Below are 26,116 nucleotides of genomic sequence, written 5' to 3' on the forward strand. Positions count from 1 at the left end.
ACATATGCATAAATTGATTACCTATGATTATAAGGATGACGCCGCTCAGTGTCAAGATCCGGCACATATCGATTTGCCCCCTCTCCCAAGCCCATCAAACCGTAAGCCGGGGCAGCGTCGTAAGAAGCCCGCAGATTTACGGCAATCAGCAACATGCCAAGCGACAATATCCAAGAGCTTGTTACTGCAATCGGAGAGGCAGATGATGATGAAATGAAGTCAGAGCTATTTCTTTTCATCGGATAATCCTTCTGCCCGATACCAATAATCATATTGCGGCAAAAAGCCGATTTTATCGTATACGCGATGGGCCGGCGCATTCTCTTTGACGACCAACAGGTAACCTTCCTTTGCTCCCTGTTGCTTCCCCCAATCCAATAAATGCAAAACAAGCTGCTCGCCGAACCCTCGATTGCGTTTGTCGGGATCGGTTACGATGTCATACAAGCTGATCCAGCTATTTTCGATAGCCGCCAAGCCGCACGCAACCGGTATCCCGTTGTCATGAAGCACGGCAAAGCATTTTTTTAGCGGCGACTGTTCCAGCATGCCGCGGGTAATGGTACGTTGCTCCTCCGTAAGCCGGCTGAACACGGTTGCCGCGTCAAGCCAAGCCTCTGTAGGCTCGCTCTCGAACCAAATATCGGCATGGAAAGGCGTTTTCACATCGTCCAAATGAACCGTTTTGACAAGGGTATGGTCAATAAGCTCGTATCCGCGCGCCGCCAGCTCTTCATCTAGCGATGAGGGCTGGACAAAGGGAGTTATTTTAAAAACCGTTCTTATCCCCCGTTGCGCATACAGCTTTTCGCAAGCGCGTATCTTTTCGTCCAGCTCGAGCGTATGATGATATAAGGCACTGATTGAATTCGAGCGTTTCGTATAGCCATCCGAGAAACGAAGCAGCCAGCCGTCATAGACGACCGTTTGCAGCGCCGGCCAGCCGTTTAAGCTCATTTCCTCGATTCGAAAAGACAGACGATTTTTAATTTGCCGCATATGGTGCAGATCATGGGAGATGAAATCCTTCATATACTCGGCGAAGCCAAATGGATGCCCGTCCGCATTCTCATAAACCGCTGTGTATTGCTCCTCTGACAAGCCCGTTATCACATCTATAATTTGTCTGCGGCTCTGCACAGCTTGTTCTGTCAGCTCTTTGATGCCAGTCGCTTTACCGAATTGCGAGGCAGTCTTATTAAATTCGTCATCATTGAGATGCTTTACCGTTAGAGCGAGACCAGCAGCAGCCTTTACGACCGCCTCCTCGTAAAAATATTGATCCCATCGCAAAATATGCGCCACGACCTCGCGCACCGACCACTTGCCCGCGGCAACGCTCTGATTCCAGATCGAATTGTCATACCGGCCTAAATCAGTCACAAAAGTGATCCACTGTCCAAACGTCTGCAGCAAGGACTCCTTTTTCATAGTCAAGCTACTCACCGCCCTTATCCAGAAATAGGTAAGCTATTTTAACGATTCTCTAATCATAAATCATCGTTATTTGATTGACGAAATGATTTTTTATGATAATCATGCACAAAAAAGCCACTCCATGAGCGGCTAACTTTCATATATGGCTGATCACTTTATAGCAGTCCGAATCGCTCCAGCTGCTCATGCTGTTTCGCACCCAAAAGCACCTCACGCTGCTTCGGTCCAAGCAGATCAAAATGAGGATATTGCGAGCGTGCATGAATATATCGCGGATTGAGGCCATGATCGAGACACCAACGAGACAGCTTCTCCATATCGGAGCAGCCAACCTTGGTCACTGTGCGCATATCGGGAAACCGCGGATCGAGCCAATAATGGGTCAAGAACGCAATTTCGCCGCGCGCGACTGCTGACTTCCAACGCTCCATCTCTTCTCTTTTAATACCGAATGCCATAAATATAGCTCCTAATCGTTTTTATCGCAAAAAATAACGATATTCAAATTATTGGCTAATGATATTTTTCACCCGTCCTACTTGTCCATCCATAAGCCTGACTTTAATGCCATGAGGATGATTAGGTGAATTTGTTAAAAGATCCTTTACGATGCCTCGCGTCAGCTTGCCTGAACGTTGATCCTGCTTTAGTACAATATCGACTTCCAGCCCCGCTTTGATCGCGGAGCGAACTGTTCCATTCATTGTATACCCTTCCTCTGCTGCCTATGATATTGGCTATTAGCATAGCATATGAAACCTTAAGATGCACATTATTAGTACAACTGTTATACTTAACATCAAACGATGTTAACGAAATGAGGAACTTTACGAATGTCTACCGCATTTAGCGCTTTGGGTATCAATCCCGAGTTAAGCGAATTGCTTCAACAAGATGGAATTACAGAACCGACACCGGTTCAAAAGCAAGCGATCCCCCTGCTCCTGGGCGGGCAGGACGTGATTGCGCAAGCACAGACAGGCACAGGCAAAACGATCGCCTTTGCTTTGCCGATTTTGCAGCGGATTAATGTCGACAAAGAGCAGGTCCAAGCGTTGATCTTAACGCCGACAAGGGAACTTGCCATTCAAATAACGAGCGAGCTGAAGAAGCTTGTGTCTGGCGTCGGAGCTACCGTTCTTGCTGCTTATGGCGGACAGGACGTAGAAGCCCAAATCCGCAAGCTCCAGCGCGCGCCGCATATTGTTGTAGCTACGCCTGGCCGGCTTATCGATCACATGAAACGTGAAACCGTCAATCTTGGCAAGCTGCAAATGCTTGTGCTGGATGAAGCGGACCAAATGCTTCACATGGGCTTCCTGCCTGATGTGGAAAGCATAATTACACAAACGCCACGGGCACGTCAAACGATGCTGTTCTCCGCTACGATGCCTGACGCGATTCGCAAGCTGGCAGCGGAATATATGAAAACTCCTGCAGATATTCGCGTGCGCAGCACCAATGTAACGCTTGACAGCATCAAGCAGGTGGTTTACGAGACAACCGACCGCAGCAAGCAGCAAACGCTGATCCATCTTCTCGAGCGTCATCAGCCTTATTTGGCGGTCATCTTCTGCCGGACGAAGGTTCGCGCCAAAAAATTAAACGAAGCGCTGCAAGATATCGGCGTCGAATCCGATGAGCTTCACGGTGACCTGACGCAGGCAAAACGCGAGCAGGTAATGAAGCGCTTCAGAGACGCACGGCTTCAGGTGCTGGTAGCAACCGATGTAGCTGCGCGCGGCCTTGACGTTGAAGGCGTAACGCATGTTTATAATTATGACGTGCCTCAGGATGGAGAACTATACATTCACCGGATCGGAAGAACAGGACGCGCAGGTCAATCCGGTGCAGCGATTACACTTGCCACGCCTTATGATAAAAATCTTCTTATCTCTATTGAGCAAAGCATTAATGCAAGACTTGAGCGCCGCGTAATCGATGCTGAAGGTGTCGAATCAGCGGCTCGCCCGTCGCAAGGCGATAAGAGAGAAAAGGGCCGGAGTACAAGCGGCAAGGACGAAGCTCGAGGCGGACGCTCCAAGCAGCCATCCGAAGGACGGCGCGGTGGACGCGAAAGAGCCGGACAGCAGGATCGCAGCGCCAGAACTGGCGGCCGTCGAGGTGCTCGTGAAGCCGTTCGTCCTTCAACAGGAAAACGCGCCGACAGAAATACAGGTTCTTTCGGACATACAGCCGAGACGACTGGAGAAAGCGCAGGCTGGGCTGGACGACGCGGCGAGCGATTGGATCGTGAAAGCAGTCCTGCACGCGGGAGCAGCGCCGGACGGGACGGAGACAGCCGTGGCGTTGCCGGTAGAAGCGGCAGCAATCGGGGGGAACGGACAAACAGCCGTAACAGTACGACTGATCGTTCAAGTGAACGCAACGGGAACCGTAATAACTCTGGGCGTTTTGGCGGCTTAGGCAGCCCGCGCGGTGAAGAGCATGTCGCAGGACGCGCGGGCGCTTCCGTTGATAGTCCTTGGACGGCAGGACGCGTCGAAGCCAAATCCAGCAATCGGGGTAGCTCCCGCGGCACTGGACGCGGCAAACCACAAGGTGGTGGACGAAGCAGCTCTCCTGGTGGTCGCGGCGGCTCTCCGGCAGACGGTCGTAATGGAGGTTCTACCAGCAAACCGCGCGGTCGTAATCGGTAATAAATCAAAATTAAACAGCACATGCCTGCGGCATGTGCTGTTGTTATATCTACTATGTGACCAATATTTAGTTCCAGACGTACTCACGAAGCGCTGCAGCAACACCATTTTCGCTGTTGGAGCGAGCAATAGCATCAGCGGCCAGCTTCACTGCTTTCGGTGAATTCCCCATCGCAATGCCCATTCCGGCATACTGCAGCATAGTAATATCATTATAATAATTGCCAATCGCAAGAACCCGGCTGCGATCGATACCACGACTTTCCACAAGCTTCTGCAGCGCGTTACCTTTACTTGCTTCAGGATGATGAACATCGATGAAGAAATCTCCGCTGCGGATAGAACGAAGGGGCGAAGGCCATCCCGTCCATTCCGCCTCAACCATATCAATTTTTTCTTTACTGCCGAATATCGTGAATTTCACCAAGCCGTCCGGCAGGCCTAATCGGAAATCACGAACGTCTGGTCTGGCCTGATAGTGGCCATACATCGTTTCCGCTTCAGGCGTCACATTCTCAATCATCATTTCAAAAGCGGTATTCAAATCAAAGTGTATGTTATTCTCCCTGCAGTAAGAAATAAACCTTTGCAAGTGATCAGGCACCATATCAAACTGATGAAGCACAGAGCGATCTTCGGCATTTACCGTAGCTGCTCCATTGTGCGTGATGAGTGTGCCCGTTAGGCCTAGCTGTTCTAATATAGGGAATGCGTTTAACGGTCCACGTCCCGTGCACAGTACAATTTGCGCACCCCGACTTGCCGTCTCCTGCACAGCTTCTCGTATTTCGTTCGTTAGTATGTGGTCATCCGTTAGCAGCGTACCGTCCACATCTAATGCAATAAGATCATAGTTTAAGCTCATAAGCCCACTCCTTCTTGCTGTTTACAGCTTCTCTCTCTATTTCTATTTATAAAATATATATTTGGTTAAGTAAAACTACTGCGTATTCCGACGATGCATGCGAAGCAGCTCTAGTTCATTCTCGGTTAGCTCCCGATATGTCCCTTCCGCGAGCGATTCATCCAGCAGCAGTGGCCCCATTGACACTCGTTTCAAGTATAAGACCTTTTTTCCTACCGATTCGAACATTCTTTTTACCTGATGAAACTTTCCTTCTTTAATCGTCAAAGAAATCGTAGAGATGACTCCCTCTTCTGTTTGCTCGCGGCTTGCCACTTCGAGCTCAGCAGGCATCGTTACATACCCGTCATCCAGTGTCACGCCGGCCGCAAAAAGCTGCTTGTCCTGTTCTCCAACTTCTCCATAGACATGTGCTACATAAGTTTTGGCGACGTGCTTGCGCGGAGAGAGCAGCTCATGCGCAAGCTGACCATCATTCGTAAGCAGCAGCAAGCCAACCGTATCCTTATCTAATCTTCCTACCGGAAAGGGCTCTCGCAAACGGTCCTCAGGCTTGAGCAATTCGATGACAGTTCGCTCACGTCCATCCTCTGTCGCCGAGATCACCCCCTGCGGTTTGTTCAGCATAAAGTAAACCATGTCCTTATACTTCACTTGCTGGCCCTCGTAATAAACCTCAGCCTGCTCGGATTCGACCAGAAGTCCGCTATCCTTGACTGCTTTACCGTCGACTGTCACCTTGCCCTGCTTCACTGCTTTTTTAATTTCGCTGCGCGTGCCAAGGCCCATATGCGCAAGCAATTTATCAATTCGAATTCGTTTGCCCATCTTACATCCATCTCCATCCAGCGGGCAGTTCATTTTTGATCATGCCGCCTGCATATTTCCCCCAACCGATTGGAAAACCGTCTGTGCATATAAGAACATAACCTTTTGAAAGTTCTCCTTCCTTCACGACAAGGTCAGTATCCTCGATAAATAAGGTTTCACCCTTCAAATAACGGAGCGTTTGCGGGTCTTCGGAGCTCCAGCTCACCGACCGCACCGCTTCCGCGCGTGTGAGACCCATGGCTAGCGGATGTGACGGCTCGATTCTATCCCGCCGGGCTTCACCGACATACCAGCCGGCCCTTACGACACGCAAGCCATCCAGCTTCGGCATACCGGTAGGCTGTATATAAATCCGGGATCCATAAGCCACAATTTGACCAGGCCAGCCATCCGCGCCTGCCACAAACTGCTCGGCCTCTTGTTTCCACAATTCAACCGGATCAGCTTCCTCTAAAGAAGATCGTTCCCTCAAGCCTTTTTCGTGCGCATAATCTCGCTTATCATTACGCTTCGCTGCTCGTCGGTCATCCTTCTGTCCCTGTTCATAATGATGCGTCTTCCTGCCGCCGCGCGCAACTATTCTGTTCTTGCTTCTACCGCCGTAGCTGCTCGATGTCCCATCTGCGTCCGACGCACGCGTATTTATTCGTATGTGCTTATCCTTCTCGCTCGGTTCAGATGGCGTTGAAGCTGAAAAATCGGCATTAGCCACAATCAGCTTTGGCGCTTGCTGTCCATTTCGCCGAAGCACTGCCGCATAATGTCCTTCCCCTTCAATAAGATGTGGCCAAAGTCGAACGGTCCCCTTAATGCTGAGCAGCTGCTCGGCCTGAATGTCAGCACTCTCTGCCGCCAAATCAGCCCTGCCCTCCGTCCATCCGAAGCGATGCGGAACAGGTTCAATCTGAAAGTCCGGATGCTCAGCCAAAAATGCTGCGATTTGCTCCTCATTTTCCTCCGGCGAGAAGGTACAGGTTGAATATACCATGAGTCCTCCGGGCGCAAGCATCCCCGCTGCATGATGCAATATATCCCGCTGCATGAGCGAACAGCGTTCAACAGAATGCTTCTCCCACTCTGCGATCATAGACTCATCCTTGCGAAACATCCCTTCACCGGAGCACGGCGCATCCACAAGTATACGGTCGAACCATTCGTGAAAGACGGGGGCTAACGCCGCCGGCTCCTCGTTGAGCACGACTGCATTGCGAACACCTGCCAGCTCGATATTTTTCGCCAGCGCCTTCGTTCTTTCTCTAGCATTGTCATTTGTCACCAGTACGCCTTTGCCCTGCAGCTTTCCGGCAATTTGCGTAGACTTTCCTCCAGGAGCGGCGCACAAATCCAGAACGCGATGTCCAGGCTGCACGTCGAGCAATTCAACCGGCGCCATCGCGCTCGGCTCTTGTATATAGTAAAGTCCGGCATGATAGTGCGGATGCTTGCCTGGCCGTTCCCCTTCCGGGTAATAGACACCGTCCTCCGCCCAAGGAATCGGACGAACATCACCGCCCATAGCCGAAAGCCTTCTCCATGCCGCAGCATTCAGCTTCAAACGATTGATTCGCAGACCATATACGCGCGCAGCATCGTACGATGCCATAAAATCGTCAAATTCATTTCCAAGCAGTATTTTCATTTTTTTCGTGAAATTCAGCGGCAAATTGCCGATCATGCTCGTTTCCTCCTGCCAGTTGTCTTGGTTGTCACGGCACTTACATCCTCATACGACTTTGTTATATAATATATTAAAGTAAGGACAGGCTCTACTGCGAGCAGCTTGTCCGCTAAAATTTCAATTCGGAGGTAAACGCTCAAATGAAAAAGAAACAAAAGTTTAAAATGATTTATGTGTACATCAGTATTATCATTATTCTTTTCGGTGCCATCTTTGTTTTAAGCAACAGCAGTGAAGTAAATGCTCTTTATGACAAAAAAGTTTCCGACTTGAATCCTGAGACTCGTAAGCTTCTCGATGACCCTAACTATCAGAATATCATATTACCTGCTGAATTGGACAAGAAGATTGCCGATAAGGAGGATTTCTTCATTTACCTGTTCGCATCCGACTGCGGACACTGTAAAAATACGACGCCGCAGTTAATGCCGCTCGTCGATGAGCTTGGCATTGAGCTGCCGCAGTTTAATTTACGCGAATTCGAATCCTATTTCAACAAGCTCAATGTGAATTACACACCAACACTGGCTTATTACGAGGACGGTGTAGAGGTTGAACGCTTAGAGGGCGGACTAGCCACTGAGGGCACATCATCCGGCTATACATTGGATGATTACCGTGCATTTTTCAATAAACATTCGGGAGCTGATGCACAGTGATGAAGCGTCAGCGACTAACGGTAGAGCAAGCCGCTGAACAGAGCAGTTCACGGGTTCGAATGATCGTGTACGGCATGCTGCTCGCTTTCGCGATCATCACCCTGCTCACCGCTTGCGGGCTGACAGGCGATGATAAGCAGGGTACGCAACATATGCATGGCTCGGAAAAATGGGAAACGACGGCCTCCTTTGACAAGCTTCCTGCTTTTCTATCCGATTACACCCAACTGACAAGCGACCTTTACGATCAGGTTCATGAGCATGCACACATCATGAGTGAAATAAATTGCTATTGCGGCTGTATGGAAGGCGATTCAGTAGAAACGCCGCATGATTCGCTGCTGCGTTGTTATTTGGCGGAGCACCCTGCCGATGACGGCAGTGTGACCTGGACGAATCACAGCACCGGCTGCGGTATCTGCAAGAAAGAACTGGAGGAGGTCATCGCTTTAAATAAGCAAGGTAAGAGTGTGGACGAAATTCGCGATGCGATCGATGCCAAATATAAACCTAATAAGTCCGGCAGCTAGCAAACAAAACAGCCGCGTCCTTGACAACAATTCAAGGACGCGGCTGCTTTGTTTGCAGATTAATATTAAATTTAATTTGATTTTTTGGCTTTAGCAATTGCCGCTTGTATATCAAGAGACAACTGATTTAGCCCTTGGTAATCCTCTTGCTCGAACTGCTCATTGAATTTCAACTGGAATTGAGCGGCTTCGCGGACGCGGTGATAGAAATACAAATCCTGAATGCCGCTGAGCACCTTAGAGACAACATTGGATTGTTCCTCGAATTCCGTCTGCGCATCCAGAATTTCCTTTCTGATGCTCGTCATCTCTGTATCAAGCTGAGATGCGGCCTCAGCCGCCTTCTTCAACCGATTTCGCACATCCTCGGGCAGGCTTTCCTTAAACTTGTAATTCAAGGAATGCTCGATCGTTGCCCAAAAATTCATCGCCAGCGTTCGAATTTGAATTTCGGCAAGCACGATTTTGTAGCCGAGAGCGGTTTGCACCGGATATTCCACAATCATATGGTAGCTGCGATAGCCGCTATCCTTAAAGTTCGTAATGTAGTCCTTCTCGTATACGAGTGTCAAATCCTTCCGCGAACGGATGAGACCTGCTACACGATGGATATCATCAACAAACTGACACATAATACGAATACCCGCAATATCCTCGATACCCGTATCCAACTGGTCTGCAGGTACATGGAGACGCTTGGCCTTCTCTAAAATACTTGAAATACGTTTGACTCGGCCGGTGACAAATTCAATCGGCGCATAAGCCTCTCTAATCTTCAGTTCAACCCGCATCGTCTTAAATTTCACTTTCAATTCTTCAACCGCTTGTTCATAAGGCTGTAAAAAAAGATTCCAGTCTCTACCGTCCATCCGGCCGCCTCCTGTTCCTAACGATGATCTGCACCTACTGCTTCGGCTATGTTTCGGAAGCCATCCTTACGCAAACATTCCTTTAAACCATTAGTCAATTCACGAAGCAATCCTGGCCCTTTGTAGATGAGCGCCGTATATATTTCTACTAATGACGCTCCTGCGCGGATTTTATCGTATGCATCCTGTGCGGTAAAAATGCCGCCTGAACCGATAATGGGCAGCTGACCGCCTGTTTGTCGATAAACGGCTTGAATAACAGCCGTGGAACGATCGCGGAGCGGCTTTCCGCTTAGCCCGCCCGCTTCACTTGCACTTGTATGCTGAAGGCCGGAGCGCGATAGCGTCGTATTTGTCGCAATGATTCCCGATACGCCGCTTTCCATTATTGTTGCGACAGTCAGCTCCAGCTGCTGTTCACTCATATCCGGCGCTATCTTTACAAGGACTGGCTTAGCCCCCTTACCTATTTTCGCTGCTTGCGCGTTTAATTCCTTTTTTACCGCAACCAGTAAATTTCTCAGTTCTTCCCCATGCTGCAGATCGCGCAGATCCGGTGTATTTGGAGAGCTGATGTTAACGACAAAAAAATCACCATATGTATACAAATCCCGAATGCAGGTCTGATAATCCTCATGCGCCAATTCATTTGGCGTCGTTTTGTTTTTACCGATGTTTACAGCAATCGGAATACGGCTGATTTTGCGTTGAGATAGCCGCTCCGCCATCGCAGCCGTGCCTTCATTGTTAAAGCCCATGCGGTTTATTAACGCTTCATCCGGCGGCAATCGGAACAGCCTTGGCTGCTCATTGCCTGCTTGACCCTTCGGTGTCACTGTACCGACCTCTGCAAAACCGAAGCCTACGCTTGAGAAGCCATCCGCCGCCTTGCCGTTTTTGTCCAAACCTGCAGCAAGACCTACCGGATGGGGAAATCGCAGCCCAAACAGCTCTGTTGCCAGCTCAGGAGACTCCGCTACACCGTACATCGCGTGCATGAGACCATTCAGGCCAGGCACCTTACCCCCAGCTGCAAGCCCGTCAATGACGAGGTGATGGGCTTTCTCCGGATCCATGCGGAAAAAAATAGGTTTTAAAATTGAAGAATAAAGCAACGTACTCACTCCGTTCCTACTTGTATGTTCTATCTGACAGTTTATCTTTTTTGAAACAAAAAGAAAAGAGCCCGCGCACATGGCGCAGGCACCTCTTATATTGCGGCTTGTCTAGAAAACGATTACAATAAAAATATACTATTAATCAATTAGATGCGGAAAGGTTGAATGTCGATGAGTGCTGCCAAAAGAAAGCCCGCAACAATGAAAGTAAAACCGAAGGAAGAAGTAAACAAGAAGGCATTGGTCTGGATCGGCTCCATCGTCGGCGTTGTTGTTATTGCTGTCGCAGTTCTCCTTATTTTCACCTCTTAACCAGTTATGTCAGCCATTTATAAACTCCTACGAACACAGCCTAGTGATTCATATTACGATTTTCTTGAAATAAGAAAAAAAGCTTCTCCCCGCTGCTTTCGCAATCGGGGAGAAGCTTTTTTTGATTTAAATAGGATTAGTAATTAAACGGTACGTCAGCAATTTTGATCGAATCCGTTGGGCAGCCATCAGCCGCATCCTGCAAATCGTCATACAATTCTTCAGGGATTTCAGTGTTACCCGTGTTACCATCTGCTTTATATATGACCTCAGCAATACCCTCGTCGTCATAATCATAAATATCAGGAGCGGTAGCTCCGCAAGCTCCACAAGCGATACACGTATCTTTTTCTACCCAAGTAAATTTAGCCATGGAAATTCCCTCCCAATAAAATTCAAAAATAATCTTGTCTCTGTACAGTCAAGCTTCATTCATCAATATATAACAAACTATCGTCCTTTTGCAAGGATGTACCGCGAATTCGTTTATTCCTAATTAAGGTGGAGGGGTCGTCTCCCAGCATTCCGGCGGTTAAGACAGCATGCTCGCCAAACTTATCTCTAAGCTGGTCCATCGCCTTCGTCAGCGCCTCTTTGCGAGGCTGCTGCTCGTAGCTGAACAAATCAAGCTGCATCGCCGTTTCTTCAAGGGGCGATAAATTTTGGAGCGTAATACCCAGCAGCCGTATCGGTTCGCCATTTTTCCAATGCTTGTCATAAAGCTTGCAAGCCTCCCGATAGAAATCCTCCGCTGACTGCGTGGGCTCGGCAAGCGTATGCGAACGAGTTATTGTCGTCATGTCAGGCTTGCGAATTGTAATTTGAACCGTTGTCGCAACGAGCTTCTGTCTGCGAAGCCTTCGTCCCGTCTGATCGGCCAGATTAAGCATGACACGGTATACATCCTCACGGACCGTAACATCATGAGGGAGCGTCGTTGTATGACCAATCGATTTATTGCGCTCTCTGCCCGGATTAACCTCACCATGATCAATCCCGTGAGCTGCAGCTTTCATCCCAGAGCCGACAACGCCAAAATGATTCCTAAGCAAGCCTTCATCCGCTTCTGCCAGTTGACCAATTGTGCGTATGTTCAGCTTAGCGAGCTTATCCGCCGTTTTTTTCCCGATTCCGAACAGCGTATCACATGATTTATCCCACAAAACGCTTTTTACATCTCGAATACGCAGTACGGTAAGACCGTTCGGCTTCTTCATATCAGATGCCATCTTAGCAAGCAGCTTATTGGGGGCGAGGCCTATCGAGCACGGAATCGACCATTCCGTTTGAATCCGATGCTGCAGCTTCCGGGCAATTTCAAGCGGTGATCCGAACATCTTGGAACCAGTTATATCCATATAACATTCATCGATCGAAACCGACTCTACAAGCGGCGTATATTGCTTTGCAATCGACATGAAGCCATGCGAATACTTCCGGTATAAATCAAAATCAGGCTTAATAAGTATAAGCTCGGGACATAACTTAAGACCCTCTCGAACAGTCATGCCCGTCTTGACTCCTTTAGCTCTCGCCGAATAGGAGCAAGTAACGATAATGCCCTTGCGCTGCTCCACGCTTCCCGATACTGCTGTAGGTCTATTTTTATATTTCTCCGGCTCCTCTGCTTCATGCACAGAGCAATAGAAGGCATTCATATCCAAATGGATGATCACGCGGCCCTTGGCCGGGTAATACTCATTCACTGTTGTCATACCGTGTATCACACCGCCTGTTCCTAACAAAGCCTCATGAAGCTTAATCACCCCCAGCATACAACCCCCACTGCAGACAAGTCAACGGAGGAAAGATATGAAACCTAAAGTTCATGACAAAAATTACAGCTGCCCTCTCTACTTTCAGAAGAACAAGTGCTATAATATTATATTATGATTTGTAAAGGCTATCAGTGAAGGAGGCGTCCCGATTAATGACAACAAACATTTCAATCTTTGACACGACGCTGCGTGACGGTACACAAGGTGAAGGGATCAGCCTGTCGGCGGATGACAAACTAAAAATTGCCCAGAAGCTCGACGCGTTGGGCGTTCATTATATTGAAGGCGGAAATCCGGGAAGCAACAGCAAGGATATCGAGTTTTTCCAGAGGATTAAAACGTTCAATCTTAATGCTAAAATTACGGCTTTCGGCAGCACGCGTCGCAAGAATAGTCTTGCCGAACAGGATGCAAGCCTCATTCGCATCGCGGAATCCGGTGTGCCTGCCGCAACACTCGTGGGTAAGTCATGGGACTTCCATGTACATACCGCTCTTCAGACAACGCTGGAAGAGAACTTATCCATGATTTTTGATTCGGTCGCATACCTAAAGCGTAACGGTATGGAAGCGCTATTCGATGCTGAGCATTTTTTTGACGGCTACAAGAACAATCCTGAATATGCGATCGCGGTATTGAAGAAGGCTCAGGAAGCAGGAGCCAACTGGCTTGTGCTTTGCGACACAAACGGCGGTACGCTGCCAGGTGAAATTCAAGATATCGTATTTCGCGTGACACAAGAGCTGGATACACCAATCGGCATACACACGCATAATGATTGCGAACTTGCCGTCGCGAACTCATTGGCAGCTGTTCAGGCAGGTGCACGTCAGGTACAAGGTACAATTAACGGCTATGGCGAACGCTGCGGCAACGCAAACCTCTGCTCCATTATTCCAAATTTGCAAATTAAAATGAATTACGACGTTTTACCGGAAGAGAAGCTGCGCACTTTAACTGGCACTGCCCGTTATATTAGCGAAATCGCCAACGTGCATATGCCAGTGGGGCAAGCTTATGTCGGCAATGCCGCATTCGCCCACAAAGGCGGCATTCACGTCTCCGCCATCATGAAGGATTCGAAAACCTACGAGCATATTCAGCCTGAGCTTGTCGGCAACAAACAGCGTATTCTCGTATCTGAGCTTGCGGGTCAAAGCAATATTATTTCCAAGGCTCAGGAGCTTGGCCTCGATGTGAACGCCAACAACGAGAAGACTAAGCTTATTATGGATCAAATCAAGGAGCTTGAGCATCAAGGCTATCAATTTGAAGGCGCAGACGCTTCCCTTGAGCTGCTGCTTCGCGAAGCTTTTGGTGGTGAAACGAAGGAGATTTTCAAGGTGGAATCCTTCAAAATTTTAGTTGAAAAGACGAATGCTCAAATGATTTCCGAGGCCATCGTAAAAATTAATGTAGACGGTCAGCAGGTTTATACTGCAGCGGAAGGCAATGGTCCTGTAAATGCGCTTGATAACGCTCTACGCAAGGCATTGATGCAATTTTATCCGAGAATTGAAGATATTCATCTCTCTGACTATAAGGTCCGCGTCATCGACGAGAAGGATGCCACAGCTGCCAAGGTTCGTGTGTTAATTGAATCTACCAGCCTGGATAATACATGGAGCACCGTAGGCGTTTCCAATAACGTCCTAGAAGCGAGCTGGGAGGCTCTTGTAGACAGCATTCGTTATGCATTGCTTAATATGGTCAAAGTTGAAGGTGCCCATTCGGATCCTCTTGATCGAATCGGACTTGTGAATCATTAGACAACAAGGGCCGCTTAAACGTCCATTATTGGATGATTAAGCGGCCCTTGTCTTCATTATGATTACATCCACTTCTCAATCAGACGCTCCCACTCTTCATAAGTAATAACCCCGTTAATACGTTCTCTGATGACGCCCTCGCTATCAATAAGGAAGGTCGTCGGGAATGTGTCGACTTTATATTGCTTCGTTGCATCGCCAGCACGGTCCATTAGAATCGTAAAGCTAAACTCATGCTCGTCAACGAACTCTCTTGCTGATCTCTCCTTATCGTACTTTGTTGCATTTACACCGTACATTTGGATGGCTTCGCCGTATTTTTCGTGCAATTGCTGCAAGTCCGGCGCTTCGAGCTCACAAGGACCGCACCAGGATGCCCAAAAATTAACGAAGCTAAGCTTCTCCTGCTTACCTCCAATTTCAAATGGCCGTTCTTCAAGGTCTGGGAGCTTAAATACAGCAGCCTGATAACCCGCCTTTGGCTTAAAGCCTTCAGGCTCAGCCGCGTTCGTGACCGAAGTCGAAGCATCATTCCTATATTGAAAAACAGCTAATCCAGCAAATACAAATGCGATCGTAAATAGCGCAATCATTCGTTTCATGGTGAACCTGCCTTCTATTGGAAATTCAGTCCGTTTACCTTTATGGCTAAATGGTAACATGCACAGCCGAGAAGCTCAAGCCGCAGGCCGCATTAGCCATAAAACCGTCACGTTTATATATCTTCTAGCCTATCCATTTGGAGCAGCATCCATTCCCTGCCGATTAGCACATTAAGATCAGGTTAGCGCTCCCCTTTGTTTTCCGCTATACTTAGCCATATATCACGATACGAGGAGGCCTGTTCATGGAAATACAGCAGACTAACAGCTTCATCACAAAAAACGCCTATGATCGTCTCTTGCAAATTTGTCTGGAAGCAAAACCAATCGAAGCCTGCGGTATTTTAGCAAGCAATCAGTCACCTTCAGCTGCTACAGCTGGCTCCTCCCAAGCTCCTGTTATTGATACAATTATTCCAATCACAAACACGCATATTAATCCAACCTATGCTTTTTCCTTTGATCCAGCAGAATGGACCGCCGTTTATTATGAAATGCAAAAAAACCGACAAACGCTTGTCGGCTTGTTTCATTCCCATCCACGAACGGACGCAGTACCATCCACTGATGATACAGAAGGCTTCCTGCCTGCCTCCGGTTTATCTTATTGGATCATTTCCTTGAAGAACAGTGAAAGCCCCGACGTCCGGCCGTATCGCCTAGTATCCGGGTCGTTTATTCCAATTGAGCTAGTGATTGCTTAAATAAGCATATAAATCCCCAAGCGTTGTAATATTCCTCTCTAATATGCGCTCTAAATAATTTTGCCACAGCCTGGCGGTCATAAGAGAATCCTGAAGCGCATGATGCCGCTCGGTAATAGGGATACAGCAGCTAACCAGCAGCTCATCAAGACTGTAGCTCTCGCGCTTCGGCTCCAGCCACTTCGCAACCATCATCGTGTCCAGCACCCGATGATTCAGGTTAATTTTAGAGGTACGCCATAAAGCGGCATTAAGAAACTGCTTATCGTGGCCGGATGCATGCGCAATAAGCAATCGCCTTCCAACAAATTCCATAAAGTCATGCAATACCTGCATCAGGTCAGGCGCATCCTGCGTCATTTCATTCGTTATACCGGTCAATTCGACAATAGCCTTTGGAATTTTTCGTTTCGGGTTGACGAGGCTATAGAAGCATTCGCTCTCTACCAGTTCCCCGCCACGAATAAGCACGGCGCCAAAAGATATGATTTCATCCCCGTTATTCGGATAAAAGCCCGTCGTCTCCAAATCGAATACGACGGCCTCAAGCTCGCGAAGCGGCATGTCAAACATGGATTGCTTGCGCTGCTCTCTGTTAGCATTTCGAATAAAAGCCATCTGCTGTGCATTTTGGGAGCCTAGCATAGAAGCGATGGCAGGCGTAAAACCTCCCATTTTGTACAAGCTCCACATGCGACCGACACCTTTTTGATCCTTCATTTACCTGCCACCGCCTTACGTAAGCCTCCCCATCGTATGCTTGAACACCGCTCGTTGCAGCTTCTTGCCTAGACGCAGACTGCTCTTTAATTCATCCGTCATTTCTTTCGTAAGCTTGCGGCTGGACAGCTTGCCATTATTGGCATATAGACCGTCTGCCAGCTGCTCCGTAGTCATTAGGCGTAAGCGGAGAAAGAGCCGAAATGCCTGCTCATATACGGCAGCCTCTGCAGCAGTCAATTTACCAGCCTCAACCAGCATCCTCATTCGGTCAAGCGTTGACGTTTCTCGAATCCCCGCCTGAATGGACATTAATCGGATAGAGTTAACCATCGGGATATAAGCACCGTATTTAATATCCAGGCTTCCGGCATCCTCGCCATATTGCTCTTTCAATAGCTGGCCAAAAACTCCAAGCAGCACCTTATGGCGCAGCGTGTTATCCAGCATTCGCTTTAAAATAACCGGATGATTCAACGTATCCGTAAAAAACGAATCCTTCAAAGCTGCCACAAGCCGCTCCTCGCCAAAAATACATCTTCCATCGGCAACAATCAATAAATAGCGGACGGCTTCCCAAGCCGGCTCCTCAAACCAACGCTCCAGCTTATGGCTCCATTCCGCTAATGATAAGCACCACTCCGGATTACTGCTTAGAACATTTCCCTCACATGGCGGATAACCGACCTGTTGTAAATTTTGAACGATTAAATGACATAACTCTTGAAAAAATAGTTTTACATCCTCAGCTAAATCAGATACTGGATCCTCATAGACAACACCGCTGTCTTGATCACTTGACAATGTCTGCTCTTTCCGACCGCCGCTGCCGAACAGCAAATACGCGTAAGGCACGGGGGGAGAACCCTTCCCCAACCGTGCCATTTCCGCTTCTGCGAGGATAATCGAGCGCCTAATTACCGCATCGTGCACCTCATTCAATTGTTCATTAAATTGTTCGACCGGACGCGTTGGGAGAAGAGCATCCATCTGTTCGTGTACCTGATCCCGCAAGTTTCGCAGCCCTTCAACATCAGCAGCAGAACTAATCTGCTTCAGTAGCTGCAACCGCACCGGATCACTCATGCTTCCGCCCTCTCCTTCGGTCAGTCTATCCTACTTGCATCCATTATCCTTGAATGTTTTGACCTGACTTTTTCATTTGCTCAGGATAACCATAAGCGCCATGCTCACTAAGGTCAAGACCGATAATTTCTTGCTCTTCTGTTACACGGAAGCCCATAACTTTTTTCATGATACCAAGAATGAGGAACGATGCCGCCATAACGAAAGCACCCGCCACCACAACCGATTCGAATTGTACCCAAAGCTGTTTCCAGCTGCCAGTATCAATCAAACCGCCTTGACCAATGCCGACTTTATCGGCTAGCGCTTGTGTAGCGAAGATACCATTCGCAAGCGTACCCCAGATACCAGCCATACCGTGAACAGACAAAGCGTAAATCGGATCGTCAACTTTAACTTTCTCGAAAAACTTTACGCTGTAGAATACAAGCACGCCAGCTACTAGACCAATTACGACTGCCGCCCATGGATCAACGAAAGCACAGGAAGCTGTGATAGCTACAAGACCTGCAAGCGTACCGTTAAGCATGGTGGTAATATCCGCTTTACCAGTAACCGCCCAAGAAATAAGAAGTGCCGCTACGCCGCCTGCGCCAGCTCCAAGCATCGTGTTAAATGCTACAAAACCGAAGAAGCCATCGCCGATTGCAACTGTGCTGCCTGCATTGAAGCCGAACCAACCCACCCAAAGCAGTAATACGGAAAGTGCAGTGAATACTTGGTTATGTCCCAAAATCTCATTAGCAGAGCCGTCTTTGTTAAATTTACCGATACGCGGTTTAAGCAACACGGTGGCTGCGAATGCCGCAACAGCACCTGTTAAGTGAACAACCGTGGAGCCTGCAAAATCTTGCGCTCCGTCTGCTGCCAACCAGCCGCCGCCCCAAATCCAGTGAGCAACCGTAGGATAAATGATAGCGACGAAAAACAAAGTGAAAACGATGTAAGAAGAAAGCTTTGCTCTTTCTGCGAAGCCGCCCCATGCAATGGAGAGAGAAACCGCTGCGAATGCTAATTGGAACAAGAAGAAAACAGTACTTGGATAGCTATCGCCTTCTACTGCAGTAATAGAAGGATTGAAGAAGAAGTTACCCCATCCGAACAATGCGTTTACCGGACTGTCTCCGCCAAATGCAATACCGTAACCAAATGCCCAATATATGAGTGCTGCCAGGCCAGTTGTAAAGATGGTTTTACCTGCGACGTGACCTGCGTTTTTCATTCGGGTTGAGCCTGTTTCGAGAAGTATAAATCCACCTTGCATTAGCAGTACCAGAATAAATGCAAGCATAACCCACAGAGAGTTAAGTCCCATATTCAACGTCGCAGCGGATGGATCCTCTGCAAACGCCGCTAATGGAAATAGCAGGGTAAAGATTCCTAAAGCTAACATCGTTTTCTTAAACATTACGACCACTCCCTAAATGTTATGTTTTCTTACATATGCGGAAAGACTTAATGTCATTATAGTCACTAGTGCTCAATTTGACAATATGTTTTATGCGATTTTCAGAAAAAAATCTAACGTTCGGCATATAAACCAACACGAACGTTAAGTTTTTTAACAATCCATCCCCAAATATGCCCTTATAGCTTTCTCATTCTTCGCATTTTTCTTTCTTCTAGGCATCGTTTCCTATACATTCGCATATAAAGCAAACGATTCACATACAAATGTAATACGTTTGACTGTATGGTTACTTTACTATTATCATTAGTAATAACGAAAAATGCTGAAGGAATGGAGGCGATAAGCATGTATCGAATTGGAGAGCTCTCAAAACTGGCTAATATTAGTCCACGGACCATAGACTACTACACTTCGCTAGGTTTAATTGAACCAGCTGAACGATCGGCCAAAAACTACCGATTATATTCAGATGAAACTCTGCAGCGACTCAAACGTATTGAACAAATGAAAAAAGATAAATATACGTTAGATGAGATAAAAGCAACGATTGATAGCTGGAGCAAAATTACGCCAGAGGAGCAGGTATCACGCAAGCTATCCGACCTGCAGTTTCACTTAAGCCAACTGGAGCGCGAAGTAAAGGAGTTAGAGCCTGTCATCAAGCAGCTAAAGCCTCGGCAAGCTAACCACCTTTACACTCGTCTTATGCCGCAAACAGCCGCTTGCATTGAAGCGCTCATGCTCATTATTAACAAGAGCTCTCTCATGTAACGTAACAGAACACATCATTCTAAATGGAGGAATGACTAAATGACGTATATTTACATCTTAACTATTCTCGCCTTTATACTGACGATTTGGGCCCAATTCCGAGTGAAAGGCACCTTCAAGAAGTGGACGAAGGTACAGGCAAACAGCGGCCTAACCGGCTACCAAGCAGCGCGCAGAATGCTCGATTCAAATGGCTTGCATGACGTCCCGATTGAACCTGTGCGAGGCACGCTGACCGACCACTACGATCCGATTCATCGCGTAGTCCGGTTATCCGAGCCGGTATATTACGAAAACTCGATTTCCGCTGTTTCAGTAGCCTGTCATGAGGTCGGACACGCTATACAGCACGCCGAGCATTACCCAATGCTCGTTCTGCGCCATCGTATTTTCCCAGTCGTTAATTTCGCGTCTGGCATCGCGCCGTTCCTGCTCATTGCCGGCATTCTTTTTTCGGCGCTCAATTTGATTGGTCTTGGGATTATATTTTTCTCGGTAGCTGTAGCCTTCCAGCTTATTACGCTTCCGGTAGAGTTTAATGCCAGCAGTCGCGCGCGAGACCTGATGATTGCGGAAGGCTTTATTACAAATGACGAAGAACGCGGAGTAGCTAAAGTTCTCAATGCAGCAGCGTTAACCTATGTTGCCGCAGCCCTTCTCTCCTTGCTCGAGCTCGTACGCTTTATTATGATTTTCGTTGCAGGCAGCAGACAAGAATAATCGCAAAAAAAGAGAAGCTCCGATTGGTCATAGAACCAATCGGAGCTTCTCTTTTTATTGGAGTCGATCCTGGAAATATCGGAGCAAAAAACCGTGAAATACTTTAGCGACCAGCGGCAACTTCTCATTAGAACGCCTAATGAGACCAATCGTGCGTGTAACCTGCGGTTCTGTTACACGCACCTTGGAAGGCTGCAGCGGTCCTGTATAATGCAGCGCCATCTCCGGCAAGAGACTTACTCCCATTCCCGCAGCCACTAACCCGCGGATCGTATCTGTTTCTTCGCCCTCAAAGCCGATCTTTGGTGTGAAACCGGCCTGCTGACAAGCATCCCACACGATAGGCCGCAGAGAATAACCTTCGCTGAACAATACAAACGTCTCCTCCGCAAGCTCCTTTAGCTTTATCGACTCTTTATCCGAGAACGGATGTCCTGGGGGCAAGATCGCATATAGCTCCTCTGTGAGCAGCACCTCGCCGCACACAAAATCATGCTCGTCAGGAAACGGAGAAATAAAGGCTAAGTCAATCTCCCCTTTAACCATATCACGGATAAGTGACGGATACATACCCTGCTTGAACCGGAACTTTACGTTAGGATGGCTCTTTCGAAAGGCCGCAACCACCTGAGGGATCAAAGATATACCTAAGCTGTGAGGAAACCCCAGCCTGATCTCGCCCTTCTCTGGATCCAAAAATTCATGAATCTCGATAACCGCTCTCTCCAAGTCAGCTATGATGACCTCAGCTCTTTTTAAAAATAATTGCCCAACTGGTGTAAGCTGCAGATTTCTGCCCTTTTGGACAAACAGCTTTACGCCCAGCTCTTCTTCCAGCTGATGGATTTGGCGACTTACGGCAGATTGAGCAACATGCAGCTCTTCTGCAGCTTGCGTCACATGCTCTTTTTTGGCTACCTTTACGAAATAATGAAGCTGACGAAGTTCCATACCGGTTCGTTTCTCTCCCGTACATAATTAGTTTTCAAATTTAGCGCCGATGTTTACGCGCCTTCATTCGATCAAATAGTTGATAAAGCAGGAATCCAGCAAGACCGCCTCCGACATGAGCCCATAAATCGACTTGCGGTACTAGCAAAGAATAAATAACACCAAAAATTAAAATCGTATAAACCGTCTTACGCGAGCTTTCATCCAGCTGCGACTTTCGGAACAACGATAGATATAGATACGCGCCATAAACGCCATATATAGCGCCTGAGGCGCCTACGCCAACATGAGTATCCGGATCATTCGTGACAACATTTACGATTGCACTCATTGCATTGCCGCCGATGCCGCAAATCACATAAAAAAGCGCATAATTCAAAGACCCCAGCAGACGCTCCAACGGCGGCGCGAATACAAGCAATGCAAACATATTATATAGCAAATGCTCAAGACCAGCATGCATGAACATCGATGTTACATAACGCCAAGGCTGCAACATACCATACGGATCAAACGCAGTATTGGTAACAAAAGCGCCAAATTTTATTGCATGGAGTCCGTTGTTCGTATCACCATATACTGCAATTATAATAAAATAAACCATATTTAACGCAATAAGGGATGCCGTAACCGGATATAGCCGTAAATAGGAACGAAAGCTTTCGTATCGCAAGAAGATCATTTTTACATCCCCTTTTCTCACCAATAATTGGACAGAGCTATTTCCAAACGCTTATAATGAATGTGGTATTCACCATATTCAACAAGAGGAGGAAGTATACACATGTCACAAGAACGTAATGGCGCTGCCACTTTCAAAGGCAACCCGATCACATTAGTTGGACCAGAATTGAAGGTAGGAGATCAGGCTCCTGACTTCACATTGAACAAATCACTAGTTGAAACAGTTTCCCTTAAGGACTTCTCCGGTAAAATCAAATTAGTTAGCGTCGTGCCATCCATTGATACCGGCGTCTGCGATGCGCAAACGCGCCGTTTCAACGAAGCAGCAGGCTCGCTAGGCAATAACGTAGCCGTTCTAACGGTTAGCGTTGACCTCCCATTCGCACAATCACGCTGGTGCGGCGCTGCAGGCGTAGATCAGGTCGTTATGCTGTCTGATTACAAAGCTCACAGCTTTGGTGAAGCTTATGGCGTATATATTAAAGAGCTGGGCCTTGATCATCGCTCTATCTTCATTATTGATGCAAACGACAAAATTCAATACGTAGAATATTTGCCGGAAATGACGGAGCACCCGAACTATGAGCAAGCGATCAACGCCGTTAAAGCCCTTGTATAAACTTTAACCGCTGCAAGGCTAAAATAGCATTATTGCAAACAAAGCGAGAGAAGGACTTCCTTCCTCGCTTTGTTTATGTATTACTTATTTACTTTAAATGCGGCAAGCTTCTTATCAAGAGTACGATATAAATCTAATATTACACGGTAATTGGATCCTAGATCCCCGAGCGACCCACGGGAAGCCGAATAAATATCCACCGCCGATTGAAGCGGATTCACGCTAATAACGGAAACCGTAATGTCCATCGTCCTACCGAACGCAGTGCGCTTCTCAAGCACAATTTCCCCTACTGACTGCACCTCATGCAGCACCTTGTAACCTTGCATTTTCTTTAGAGTCGATATCACTTCTTCCCAAGCCTTGTCTTTCGACAGCTTGTAGAAATGAGATTTGAGCATTGGATCCTTGGCTTTGTCTCCAGTCTGTTCATGACTGCGCAGAAGCCCGATCAAGGTCCGCTTCAACAAAAACGATCTCCCCCTCCGGCATCTATGTACATTACTCTTTATGATAGCACGTTTAAACAAATGAAAAAAGAGCTATCACTGGTTTTACCAGCAAATGCTCTTGATTTGTTGCAAAAACCCGCCTATGCCGTCCGACTCACATGTTTCTGAACCCGCTTACGCAGGTGGGTGACCGCAGAATCGCTTTTGAGATCCCCTTTCGGGGGCATGTCAGCTACGCTTCGATTTAGGTCTCCCGTGAAACAGCCATTGGTTCAAAACAGCGTAAAGCCGTAACGAGCATCGCAGGAGGTATTGTTATTATAGACTGAACGAGAATAAAAGTAAACGATGAGGAACTGTTATTAATTTCCTTTGCTCGAATCACTCTTCAGCAAATCCTCACGGTCCAGCTCAGCAGCCTTCTCCGCCTCTTCCTCTTCAGCTAACTTCGCTTTTTCCGCCTGATCCTGAAGCTTCTGATAAATCAGATAAAAGTTCCAGAATGACAGATACGCGATAATACTACCCATAAAGAAAGGGATTAAAAAAGTAAATCTTGTGCTGAAATACATGACGGCCAAAGCCATGATCGCCGTAGAAAGCGAGCGGAACGGTTTCCCTATCGTAATAAGGACCGCATTTTTCAACAATTGAAACGTTTTCATATGATAATGGACAAGCATAGAGAAAAAATTAAATAATGAAACGACAAGCAGCACTAAGAAAGCGATGAAAATGTAAGAGAGGAGCTGCAATTGCTCACGATAGACGATAAAATCGACAATCATAATGGCGAGAAGGATGGTATAAATGATACCGCCAATCATGCTTTGCTTGTAATTCTCCTTATAGCCCCGGAAAAATGTCTTAAACAAACCGACATCGGTCTCTCCCATTACCCACTTACGAGCCACAGCGAACATGGCCGCAGTAGCCGGAAACAATGTAAATGGAGCAACAATCGCCATTAATATTAGCGATGTATAAATTTGACTAAGCATTTCAGCTTCTGTTGTTCCGCCTGCCATAAGCAACGGAAATGCCAAGAAAACGAATGGGATTGAACAAACAATCCACAATACATTGATGACCGATAACCGCATGATCCATTCGGATATTCGGTAAAATCCACCCATTAGCCCTCTTGGTTCCATTGAATCTGCCTCCAGATTAGTAAGATTGCTCCCACAATACTAAAAATAAATAACCGAGAAGGTTCGGATGCCCGCAGGCATCACGGACTTCTCGGTTGTTTGAATTAGTTATTTACATAACCATCGGAGCCGCTCTTTGGACGACGGTTCTCTGAACGTCCTTCGCTGCTTTTCTTGCCGCCATAGGATGAACCGCCACTACCGCTACGGTTCTCATAGCCGCCGCGAGAGCTGCCTGTGCTGCTTCCGCCGCGTTTGTCATCGCGTCCACGGTATCCACCGCCGCTTGAACGGTTACCGCCGTAGGATGAAGATGAACTGCCGCTGCGGTTGAAAGGACGTCCATTCGACCGGATATCCGGTCTACGCTTCTTCGCGCGCAATGGCTCTTCCGGTGTCAGCTCAACGTCCACATTCTTCTTCTCGCCTGTAAGCAGCTTAATAGCAGCAGCCAAAAGGTGAACGGAATCATACTGCTCCAACAATTGGATGGAAATCGCTTTGTATTCTGAGAACTCATCGCTTTGAACAACATCCAGAATGCGTTCAGCCGTTACGCGCTGTTTGCCTTCAATCGCTTCAGCAATGCTTGGAAGCGCTTTGCGATTCATCTTCTGACGCGTAATCTTCTCGATGAAATGCAGGTGATCGATCTCACGCGGAGTAACGAACGACCATGCCGTTCCTTCCTTGCCCGCACGGCCGGTACGACCGATACGGTGGACATAGCTTTCTGGATCTTGCGGAAGGTCAAAGTTAACGACATGCGTTACGCCTGATACATCCAAGCCGCGGGCAGCAACGTCCGTTGCGACCAATACGTCAATGCTTCCGTCACGGAATTTGCGCATGACGCTGTCCCTTTGATTTTGGGACAAGTCTCCGTGCAAGCCGTCAGCGGAGTAGCCTCTCTTCTGAAGCGCTTCGCTCAACTCATCAACACGGCGCTTTGTACGACCGAAGATGATGGCAAGCTCAGGCGACTCCATGTCAAGCAAACGGCTAAGCGCTTCGAACTTCTGACGTTCATGCACTTCGATGTAAAATTGTTCAATGGAAGGAGCAGTCATTTCCTTCGGAATAACGGACACGTGCTCGGGATTTTTCAAAAATTGCTGCGCCAGCTTCTGGATGTTGACCGGCATTGTAGCGGAGAACAGCATGGTGTGACGCTCTTCCGGAACTTGCTTCAGGATCGACTGAATGTCTTCCATGAAGCCCATGTCGAGCATTTCGTCCGCTTCGTCAAGAATGACCGTCTGCACATCGTCAAGACGAATGGTCTTACGATTGATGTGGTCAAGCAAGCGACCAGGTGTGCCAATGATAATTTGAGGCTTCTTCTTCAGTGCGCGGATTTGACGACCAATTTCTTGTCCGCCGTAAATCGGCAGGGAACGAAGACCTTTAAATCTTGTCAGCTTCCCAATCTCGTCAGCCACTTGGATTGCGAGCTCACGGGTTGGCGTCATTATTAATGCGACAATGCGGTCCTCGCTTGTCGGAATTTTGTTAATGAGCGGAATTCCGAATGCCGCTGTCTTCCCTGTTCCTGTTTGTGCTTGGCCAATAAGGTCGGTGCCGGCCATTGCAATAGGGATTGCTTTGTCTTGAATCGGGGTGGATTCCTCGAATCCAAGTTCAGTAATTGCTTGCAACACTTTTGGTTCCAAGCCAAATTCAGCAAATGTTTTCAAACTTTTCTCAAACTCCTTTTATCTACAGCCTACTTAAGA

29 protein-coding genes and 1 other RNA gene are annotated in these 26,116 nt (G+C 47.6%); 9 read left to right on the forward strand and 21 right to left on the reverse strand.

Annotation, left to right across the window (positions count from 1 at the left end; all coding sequences use genetic code 11):
* Positions 1-17: 17 nt before the first annotated feature.
* From ACO9K6_RS06530 to ACO9K6_RS06545, 4 genes are all read right to left on the reverse strand, one after another.
* Positions 18-239 carry a hypothetical protein gene (locus ACO9K6_RS06530; protein WP_424766739.1) on the reverse strand — a complete coding sequence of 74 codons (222 nt, stop codon included), beginning with the start codon at positions 237-239 and terminating at the stop codon, positions 18-20.
* Complete coding sequence (locus tag ACO9K6_RS06535; RefSeq protein ID WP_424766907.1) at positions 226-1,431, reverse strand: GNAT family N-acetyltransferase; 1,206 nt, start codon at positions 1,429-1,431, stop codon at positions 226-228. The genes ACO9K6_RS06530 and ACO9K6_RS06535 overlap by 14 nt, the downstream gene beginning before the upstream one ends.
* Positions 1,432-1,592: 161 nt before the next feature.
* Positions 1,593-1,895 (reverse strand): hypothetical protein, encoded by a 303-nt coding sequence (locus ACO9K6_RS06540; protein WP_424766740.1) that lies wholly within the window; start codon positions 1,893-1,895, stop codon positions 1,593-1,595.
* Positions 1,896-1,943: 48 nt separating this feature from the next.
* Complete coding sequence (locus ACO9K6_RS06545) at positions 1,944-2,141, reverse strand: YwbE family protein (protein WP_424766741.1); 198 nt, start codon at positions 2,139-2,141, stop codon at positions 1,944-1,946.
* A 129-nt stretch (positions 2,142-2,270) separates the two neighbouring features.
* Between ACO9K6_RS06545 and ACO9K6_RS06550 the strand changes: the two genes are divergently transcribed.
* Positions 2,271-4,097 carry a DEAD/DEAH box helicase gene (locus ACO9K6_RS06550; RefSeq protein ID WP_424766742.1) on the forward strand — a complete coding sequence of 609 codons (1,827 nt, stop codon included), beginning with the start codon at positions 2,271-2,273 and terminating at the stop codon, positions 4,095-4,097.
* Positions 4,098-4,164: 67 nt separating this feature from the next.
* Here ACO9K6_RS06550 and ACO9K6_RS06555 read toward each other — a convergent pair whose 3' ends face one another.
* From ACO9K6_RS06555 to ACO9K6_RS06565, 3 genes are all read right to left on the reverse strand, one after another.
* Positions 4,165-4,962 (reverse strand): Cof-type HAD-IIB family hydrolase, encoded by a 798-nt coding sequence (locus ACO9K6_RS06555; protein WP_424766743.1) that lies wholly within the window; start codon positions 4,960-4,962, stop codon positions 4,165-4,167.
* Between the two features lie 75 nt (positions 4,963-5,037).
* Positions 5,038-5,790, reverse strand: a complete 753-nt coding sequence (locus ACO9K6_RS06560; protein ID WP_424766744.1) for a pseudouridine synthase — start codon at positions 5,788-5,790, stop codon at positions 5,038-5,040.
* Position 5,791: 1 nt separating this feature from the next.
* Entirely contained in the window at positions 5,792-7,468 is a 1,677-nt protein-coding gene (locus ACO9K6_RS06565) for an RsmB/NOP family class I SAM-dependent RNA methyltransferase (protein ID WP_424766745.1), read from the reverse strand.
* A 143-nt stretch (positions 7,469-7,611) separates the two neighbouring features.
* Here ACO9K6_RS06565 and ACO9K6_RS06570 point away from each other — a divergent pair, with 143 nt between their 5' ends.
* A complete protein-coding gene (locus ACO9K6_RS06570; RefSeq protein ID WP_424766746.1) occupies positions 7,612-8,130 on the forward strand; it encodes a thioredoxin family protein in 519 nt (172 codons plus the stop codon).
* Positions 8,130-8,660: a PCYCGC motif-containing (lipo)protein gene (locus ACO9K6_RS06575; RefSeq protein WP_424766908.1), complete on the forward strand. Its 531-nt coding sequence runs from the start codon at positions 8,130-8,132 to the stop codon at positions 8,658-8,660. Before ACO9K6_RS06570 ends, ACO9K6_RS06575 begins: the two co-directional genes overlap by 1 nt.
* 71 nt (positions 8,661-8,731) lie before the next feature.
* Here ACO9K6_RS06575 and ACO9K6_RS06580 read toward each other — a convergent pair whose 3' ends face one another.
* A complete protein-coding gene (locus ACO9K6_RS06580; protein WP_424766747.1) occupies positions 8,732-9,529 on the reverse strand; it encodes a GTP diphosphokinase in 798 nt (265 codons plus the stop codon).
* Between the two features lie 17 nt (positions 9,530-9,546).
* Positions 9,547-10,644: a quinone-dependent dihydroorotate dehydrogenase gene (locus ACO9K6_RS06585; protein WP_424766909.1), complete on the reverse strand. Its 1,098-nt coding sequence runs from the start codon at positions 10,642-10,644 to the stop codon at positions 9,547-9,549.
* 174 nt (positions 10,645-10,818) lie between these two features.
* On the opposite strand from ACO9K6_RS06585, the gene ACO9K6_RS06590 reads away from it, so the two are divergent.
* On the forward strand, positions 10,819-10,959 hold the full coding sequence (locus ACO9K6_RS06590) for a hypothetical protein (RefSeq protein WP_424766748.1): 141 nt from the start codon (positions 10,819-10,821) through the stop codon (positions 10,957-10,959).
* Positions 10,960-11,095: 136 nt separating this feature from the next.
* Here the strand turns inward: ACO9K6_RS06590 and ACO9K6_RS06595 are convergent, their stop codons facing one another.
* Together ACO9K6_RS06595 and ACO9K6_RS06600 are read right to left on the reverse strand one after the other, a co-directional pair.
* Complete coding sequence (locus tag ACO9K6_RS06595; RefSeq protein ID WP_424766749.1) at positions 11,096-11,332, reverse strand: ferredoxin; 237 nt, start codon at positions 11,330-11,332, stop codon at positions 11,096-11,098.
* Between the two features lie 55 nt (positions 11,333-11,387).
* Positions 11,388-12,674, reverse strand: coding sequence for a DNA polymerase IV (locus ACO9K6_RS06600; protein ID WP_424766910.1), 1,287 nt, complete (start codon positions 12,672-12,674; stop codon positions 11,388-11,390).
* Between the two features lie 215 nt (positions 12,675-12,889).
* On the opposite strand from ACO9K6_RS06600, the gene cimA reads away from it, so the two are divergent.
* Entirely contained in the window at positions 12,890-14,506 is a 1,617-nt protein-coding gene (gene cimA / locus ACO9K6_RS06605) for a citramalate synthase (protein ID WP_424766750.1), read from the forward strand.
* 62 nt (positions 14,507-14,568) lie between these two features.
* On the opposite strand, the gene ACO9K6_RS06610 is transcribed toward cimA, so the two are convergent.
* Positions 14,569-15,108: a TlpA family protein disulfide reductase gene (locus ACO9K6_RS06610; protein ID WP_424766751.1), complete on the reverse strand. Its 540-nt coding sequence runs from the start codon at positions 15,106-15,108 to the stop codon at positions 14,569-14,571.
* Between the two features lie 245 nt (positions 15,109-15,353).
* Here ACO9K6_RS06610 and ACO9K6_RS06615 point away from each other — a divergent pair, with 245 nt between their 5' ends.
* Entirely contained in the window at positions 15,354-15,812 is a 459-nt protein-coding gene (locus ACO9K6_RS06615) for a M67 family metallopeptidase (protein WP_424766752.1), read from the forward strand.
* Here the strand turns inward: ACO9K6_RS06615 and ACO9K6_RS06620 are convergent.
* The 3 genes from ACO9K6_RS06620 to ACO9K6_RS06630 are packed head-to-tail and all read right to left on the reverse strand — an operon-like array spanning position 15,798 to position 19,026.
* Positions 15,798-16,532: a 3'-5' exonuclease gene (locus ACO9K6_RS06620; RefSeq protein ID WP_424766753.1), complete on the reverse strand. Its 735-nt coding sequence runs from the start codon at positions 16,530-16,532 to the stop codon at positions 15,798-15,800. The genes ACO9K6_RS06615 and ACO9K6_RS06620 overlap by 15 nt on opposite strands.
* A 15-nt stretch (positions 16,533-16,547) precedes the next feature.
* Entirely contained in the window at positions 16,548-17,618 is a 1,071-nt protein-coding gene (locus ACO9K6_RS06625) for a DUF294 nucleotidyltransferase-like domain-containing protein (protein WP_424766754.1), read from the reverse strand.
* Between the two features lie 43 nt (positions 17,619-17,661).
* Positions 17,662-19,026, reverse strand: a complete 1,365-nt coding sequence (locus ACO9K6_RS06630; protein WP_424766755.1) for an ammonium transporter — start codon at positions 19,024-19,026, stop codon at positions 17,662-17,664.
* A gap of 348 nt (positions 19,027-19,374) precedes the next feature.
* On the opposite strand from ACO9K6_RS06630, the gene ACO9K6_RS06635 reads away from it, so the two are divergent.
* Positions 19,375-19,800, forward strand: coding sequence for a MerR family transcriptional regulator (locus ACO9K6_RS06635; RefSeq protein ID WP_424766756.1), 426 nt, complete (start codon positions 19,375-19,377; stop codon positions 19,798-19,800).
* A 39-nt stretch (positions 19,801-19,839) separates the two neighbouring features.
* Positions 19,840-20,520: a zinc metallopeptidase gene (locus ACO9K6_RS06640; protein WP_424766757.1), complete on the forward strand. Its 681-nt coding sequence runs from the start codon at positions 19,840-19,842 to the stop codon at positions 20,518-20,520.
* 54 nt (positions 20,521-20,574) lie between these two features.
* On the opposite strand, the gene ACO9K6_RS06645 is transcribed toward ACO9K6_RS06640, so the two are convergent.
* Positions 20,575-21,471 (reverse strand): LysR family transcriptional regulator, encoded by an 897-nt coding sequence (locus ACO9K6_RS06645; protein WP_424766758.1) that lies wholly within the window; start codon positions 21,469-21,471, stop codon positions 20,575-20,577.
* 40 nt (positions 21,472-21,511) lie between these two features.
* Positions 21,512-22,153, reverse strand: coding sequence for a rhomboid family intramembrane serine protease (locus ACO9K6_RS06650; protein WP_424766759.1), 642 nt, complete (start codon positions 22,151-22,153; stop codon positions 21,512-21,514).
* Between the two features lie 102 nt (positions 22,154-22,255).
* Here ACO9K6_RS06650 and tpx point away from each other — a divergent pair, with 102 nt between their 5' ends.
* Positions 22,256-22,774: a thiol peroxidase gene (gene tpx / locus ACO9K6_RS06655; RefSeq protein WP_424766760.1), complete on the forward strand. Its 519-nt coding sequence runs from the start codon at positions 22,256-22,258 to the stop codon at positions 22,772-22,774.
* An 80-nt stretch (positions 22,775-22,854) separates the two neighbouring features.
* On the opposite strand, the gene ACO9K6_RS06660 is transcribed toward tpx, so the two are convergent.
* The 4 genes from ACO9K6_RS06660 to ACO9K6_RS06675 all read right to left on the reverse strand — a co-directional run bounded on the left by ACO9K6_RS06660 (position 22,855) and on the right by ACO9K6_RS06675 (position 26,077).
* On the reverse strand, positions 22,855-23,244 hold the full coding sequence (locus tag ACO9K6_RS06660) for a DUF1499 domain-containing protein (protein ID WP_424766761.1): 390 nt from the start codon (positions 23,242-23,244) through the stop codon (positions 22,855-22,857).
* 111 nt (positions 23,245-23,355) lie between these two features.
* A non-coding RNA gene (gene ssrS, locus ACO9K6_RS06665) (6S RNA) lies at positions 23,356-23,538 on the reverse strand.
* Between the two features lie 50 nt (positions 23,539-23,588).
* Positions 23,589-24,380 (reverse strand): YesL family protein, encoded by a 792-nt coding sequence (locus ACO9K6_RS06670; RefSeq protein ID WP_424766762.1) that lies wholly within the window; start codon positions 24,378-24,380, stop codon positions 23,589-23,591.
* A 104-nt stretch (positions 24,381-24,484) separates the two neighbouring features.
* The gene (locus ACO9K6_RS06675; protein ID WP_424766763.1) at positions 24,485-26,077 is read right to left on the reverse strand and encodes a DEAD/DEAH box helicase; all 1,593 of its coding nucleotides are present in this window, start codon (positions 26,075-26,077) and stop codon (positions 24,485-24,487) included.
* Positions 26,078-26,116 lie beyond the last annotated feature (39 nt).

This window comes from Paenibacillus praedii, from assembly GCF_049725345.1.
Lineage (GTDB): Bacteria > Bacillota > Bacilli > Paenibacillales > Paenibacillaceae > Pristimantibacillus.

What these genes read in the sequence shown, in the direction of transcription:
- ACO9K6_RS06535 (WP_424766907.1), bottom strand. Translation starts at nt 1,431, where the DNA reads ATGAAAAAGGAGTCCTTGCTGCAGACGTTTGGACAGTGGATCACTTTT.
- ACO9K6_RS06600 (WP_424766910.1), bottom strand. Translation starts at nt 12,674, where the DNA reads ATGACAACAGTGAATGAGTATTACCCGGCCAAGGGCCGCGTGATCATC.
- ACO9K6_RS06580 (WP_424766747.1), bottom strand. Translation starts at nt 9,529, where the DNA reads ATGGACGGTAGAGACTGGAATCTTTTTTTACAGCCTTATGAACAAGCG.
- ACO9K6_RS06570 (WP_424766746.1), top strand. Translation starts at nt 7,612, where the DNA reads ATGAAAAAGAAACAAAAGTTTAAAATGATTTATGTGTACATCAGTATT.
- ACO9K6_RS06630 (WP_424766755.1), bottom strand. Translation starts at nt 19,026, where the DNA reads ATGTTTAAGAAAACGATGTTAGCTTTAGGAATCTTTACCCTGCTATTT.
- ACO9K6_RS06670 (WP_424766762.1), bottom strand. Translation starts at nt 24,380, where the DNA reads ATGGAACCAAGAGGGCTAATGGGTGGATTTTACCGAATATCCGAATGG.
- ACO9K6_RS06550 (WP_424766742.1), top strand. Translation starts at nt 2,271, where the DNA reads ATGTCTACCGCATTTAGCGCTTTGGGTATCAATCCCGAGTTAAGCGAA.
- ACO9K6_RS06530 (WP_424766739.1), bottom strand. Translation starts at nt 239, where the DNA reads ATGAAAAGAAATAGCTCTGACTTCATTTCATCATCATCTGCCTCTCCG.
- ACO9K6_RS06650 (WP_424766759.1), bottom strand. Translation starts at nt 22,153, where the DNA reads ATGATCTTCTTGCGATACGAAAGCTTTCGTTCCTATTTACGGCTATAT.
- ACO9K6_RS06555 (WP_424766743.1), bottom strand. Translation starts at nt 4,962, where the DNA reads ATGAGCTTAAACTATGATCTTATTGCATTAGATGTGGACGGTACGCTG.
- ACO9K6_RS06640 (WP_424766757.1), top strand. Translation starts at nt 19,840, where the DNA reads ATGACGTATATTTACATCTTAACTATTCTCGCCTTTATACTGACGATT.
- ACO9K6_RS06620 (WP_424766753.1), bottom strand. Translation starts at nt 16,532, where the DNA reads ATGAAGGATCAAAAAGGTGTCGGTCGCATGTGGAGCTTGTACAAAATG.
- ACO9K6_RS06645 (WP_424766758.1), bottom strand. Translation starts at nt 21,471, where the DNA reads ATGGAACTTCGTCAGCTTCATTATTTCGTAAAGGTAGCCAAAAAAGAG.
- ACO9K6_RS06635 (WP_424766756.1), top strand. Translation starts at nt 19,375, where the DNA reads ATGTATCGAATTGGAGAGCTCTCAAAACTGGCTAATATTAGTCCACGG.
- ACO9K6_RS06595 (WP_424766749.1), bottom strand. Translation starts at nt 11,332, where the DNA reads ATGGCTAAATTTACTTGGGTAGAAAAAGATACGTGTATCGCTTGTGGA.
- ACO9K6_RS06625 (WP_424766754.1), bottom strand. Translation starts at nt 17,618, where the DNA reads ATGAGTGATCCGGTGCGGTTGCAGCTACTGAAGCAGATTAGTTCTGCT.
- cimA (WP_424766750.1), top strand. Translation starts at nt 12,890, where the DNA reads ATGACAACAAACATTTCAATCTTTGACACGACGCTGCGTGACGGTACA.
- ACO9K6_RS06575 (WP_424766908.1), top strand. Translation starts at nt 8,130, where the DNA reads ATGAAGCGTCAGCGACTAACGGTAGAGCAAGCCGCTGAACAGAGCAGT.
- ACO9K6_RS06540 (WP_424766740.1), bottom strand. Translation starts at nt 1,895, where the DNA reads ATGGCATTCGGTATTAAAAGAGAAGAGATGGAGCGTTGGAAGTCAGCA.
- ACO9K6_RS06560 (WP_424766744.1), bottom strand. Translation starts at nt 5,790, where the DNA reads ATGGGCAAACGAATTCGAATTGATAAATTGCTTGCGCATATGGGCCTT.
- ACO9K6_RS06565 (WP_424766745.1), bottom strand. Translation starts at nt 7,468, where the DNA reads ATGATCGGCAATTTGCCGCTGAATTTCACGAAAAAAATGAAAATACTG.
- ACO9K6_RS06545 (WP_424766741.1), bottom strand. Translation starts at nt 2,141, where the DNA reads ATGAATGGAACAGTTCGCTCCGCGATCAAAGCGGGGCTGGAAGTCGAT.
- ACO9K6_RS06615 (WP_424766752.1), top strand. Translation starts at nt 15,354, where the DNA reads ATGGAAATACAGCAGACTAACAGCTTCATCACAAAAAACGCCTATGAT.
- ACO9K6_RS06590 (WP_424766748.1), top strand. Translation starts at nt 10,819, where the DNA reads ATGAGTGCTGCCAAAAGAAAGCCCGCAACAATGAAAGTAAAACCGAAG.
- tpx (WP_424766760.1), top strand. Translation starts at nt 22,256, where the DNA reads ATGTCACAAGAACGTAATGGCGCTGCCACTTTCAAAGGCAACCCGATC.
- ACO9K6_RS06610 (WP_424766751.1), bottom strand. Translation starts at nt 15,108, where the DNA reads ATGAAACGAATGATTGCGCTATTTACGATCGCATTTGTATTTGCTGGA.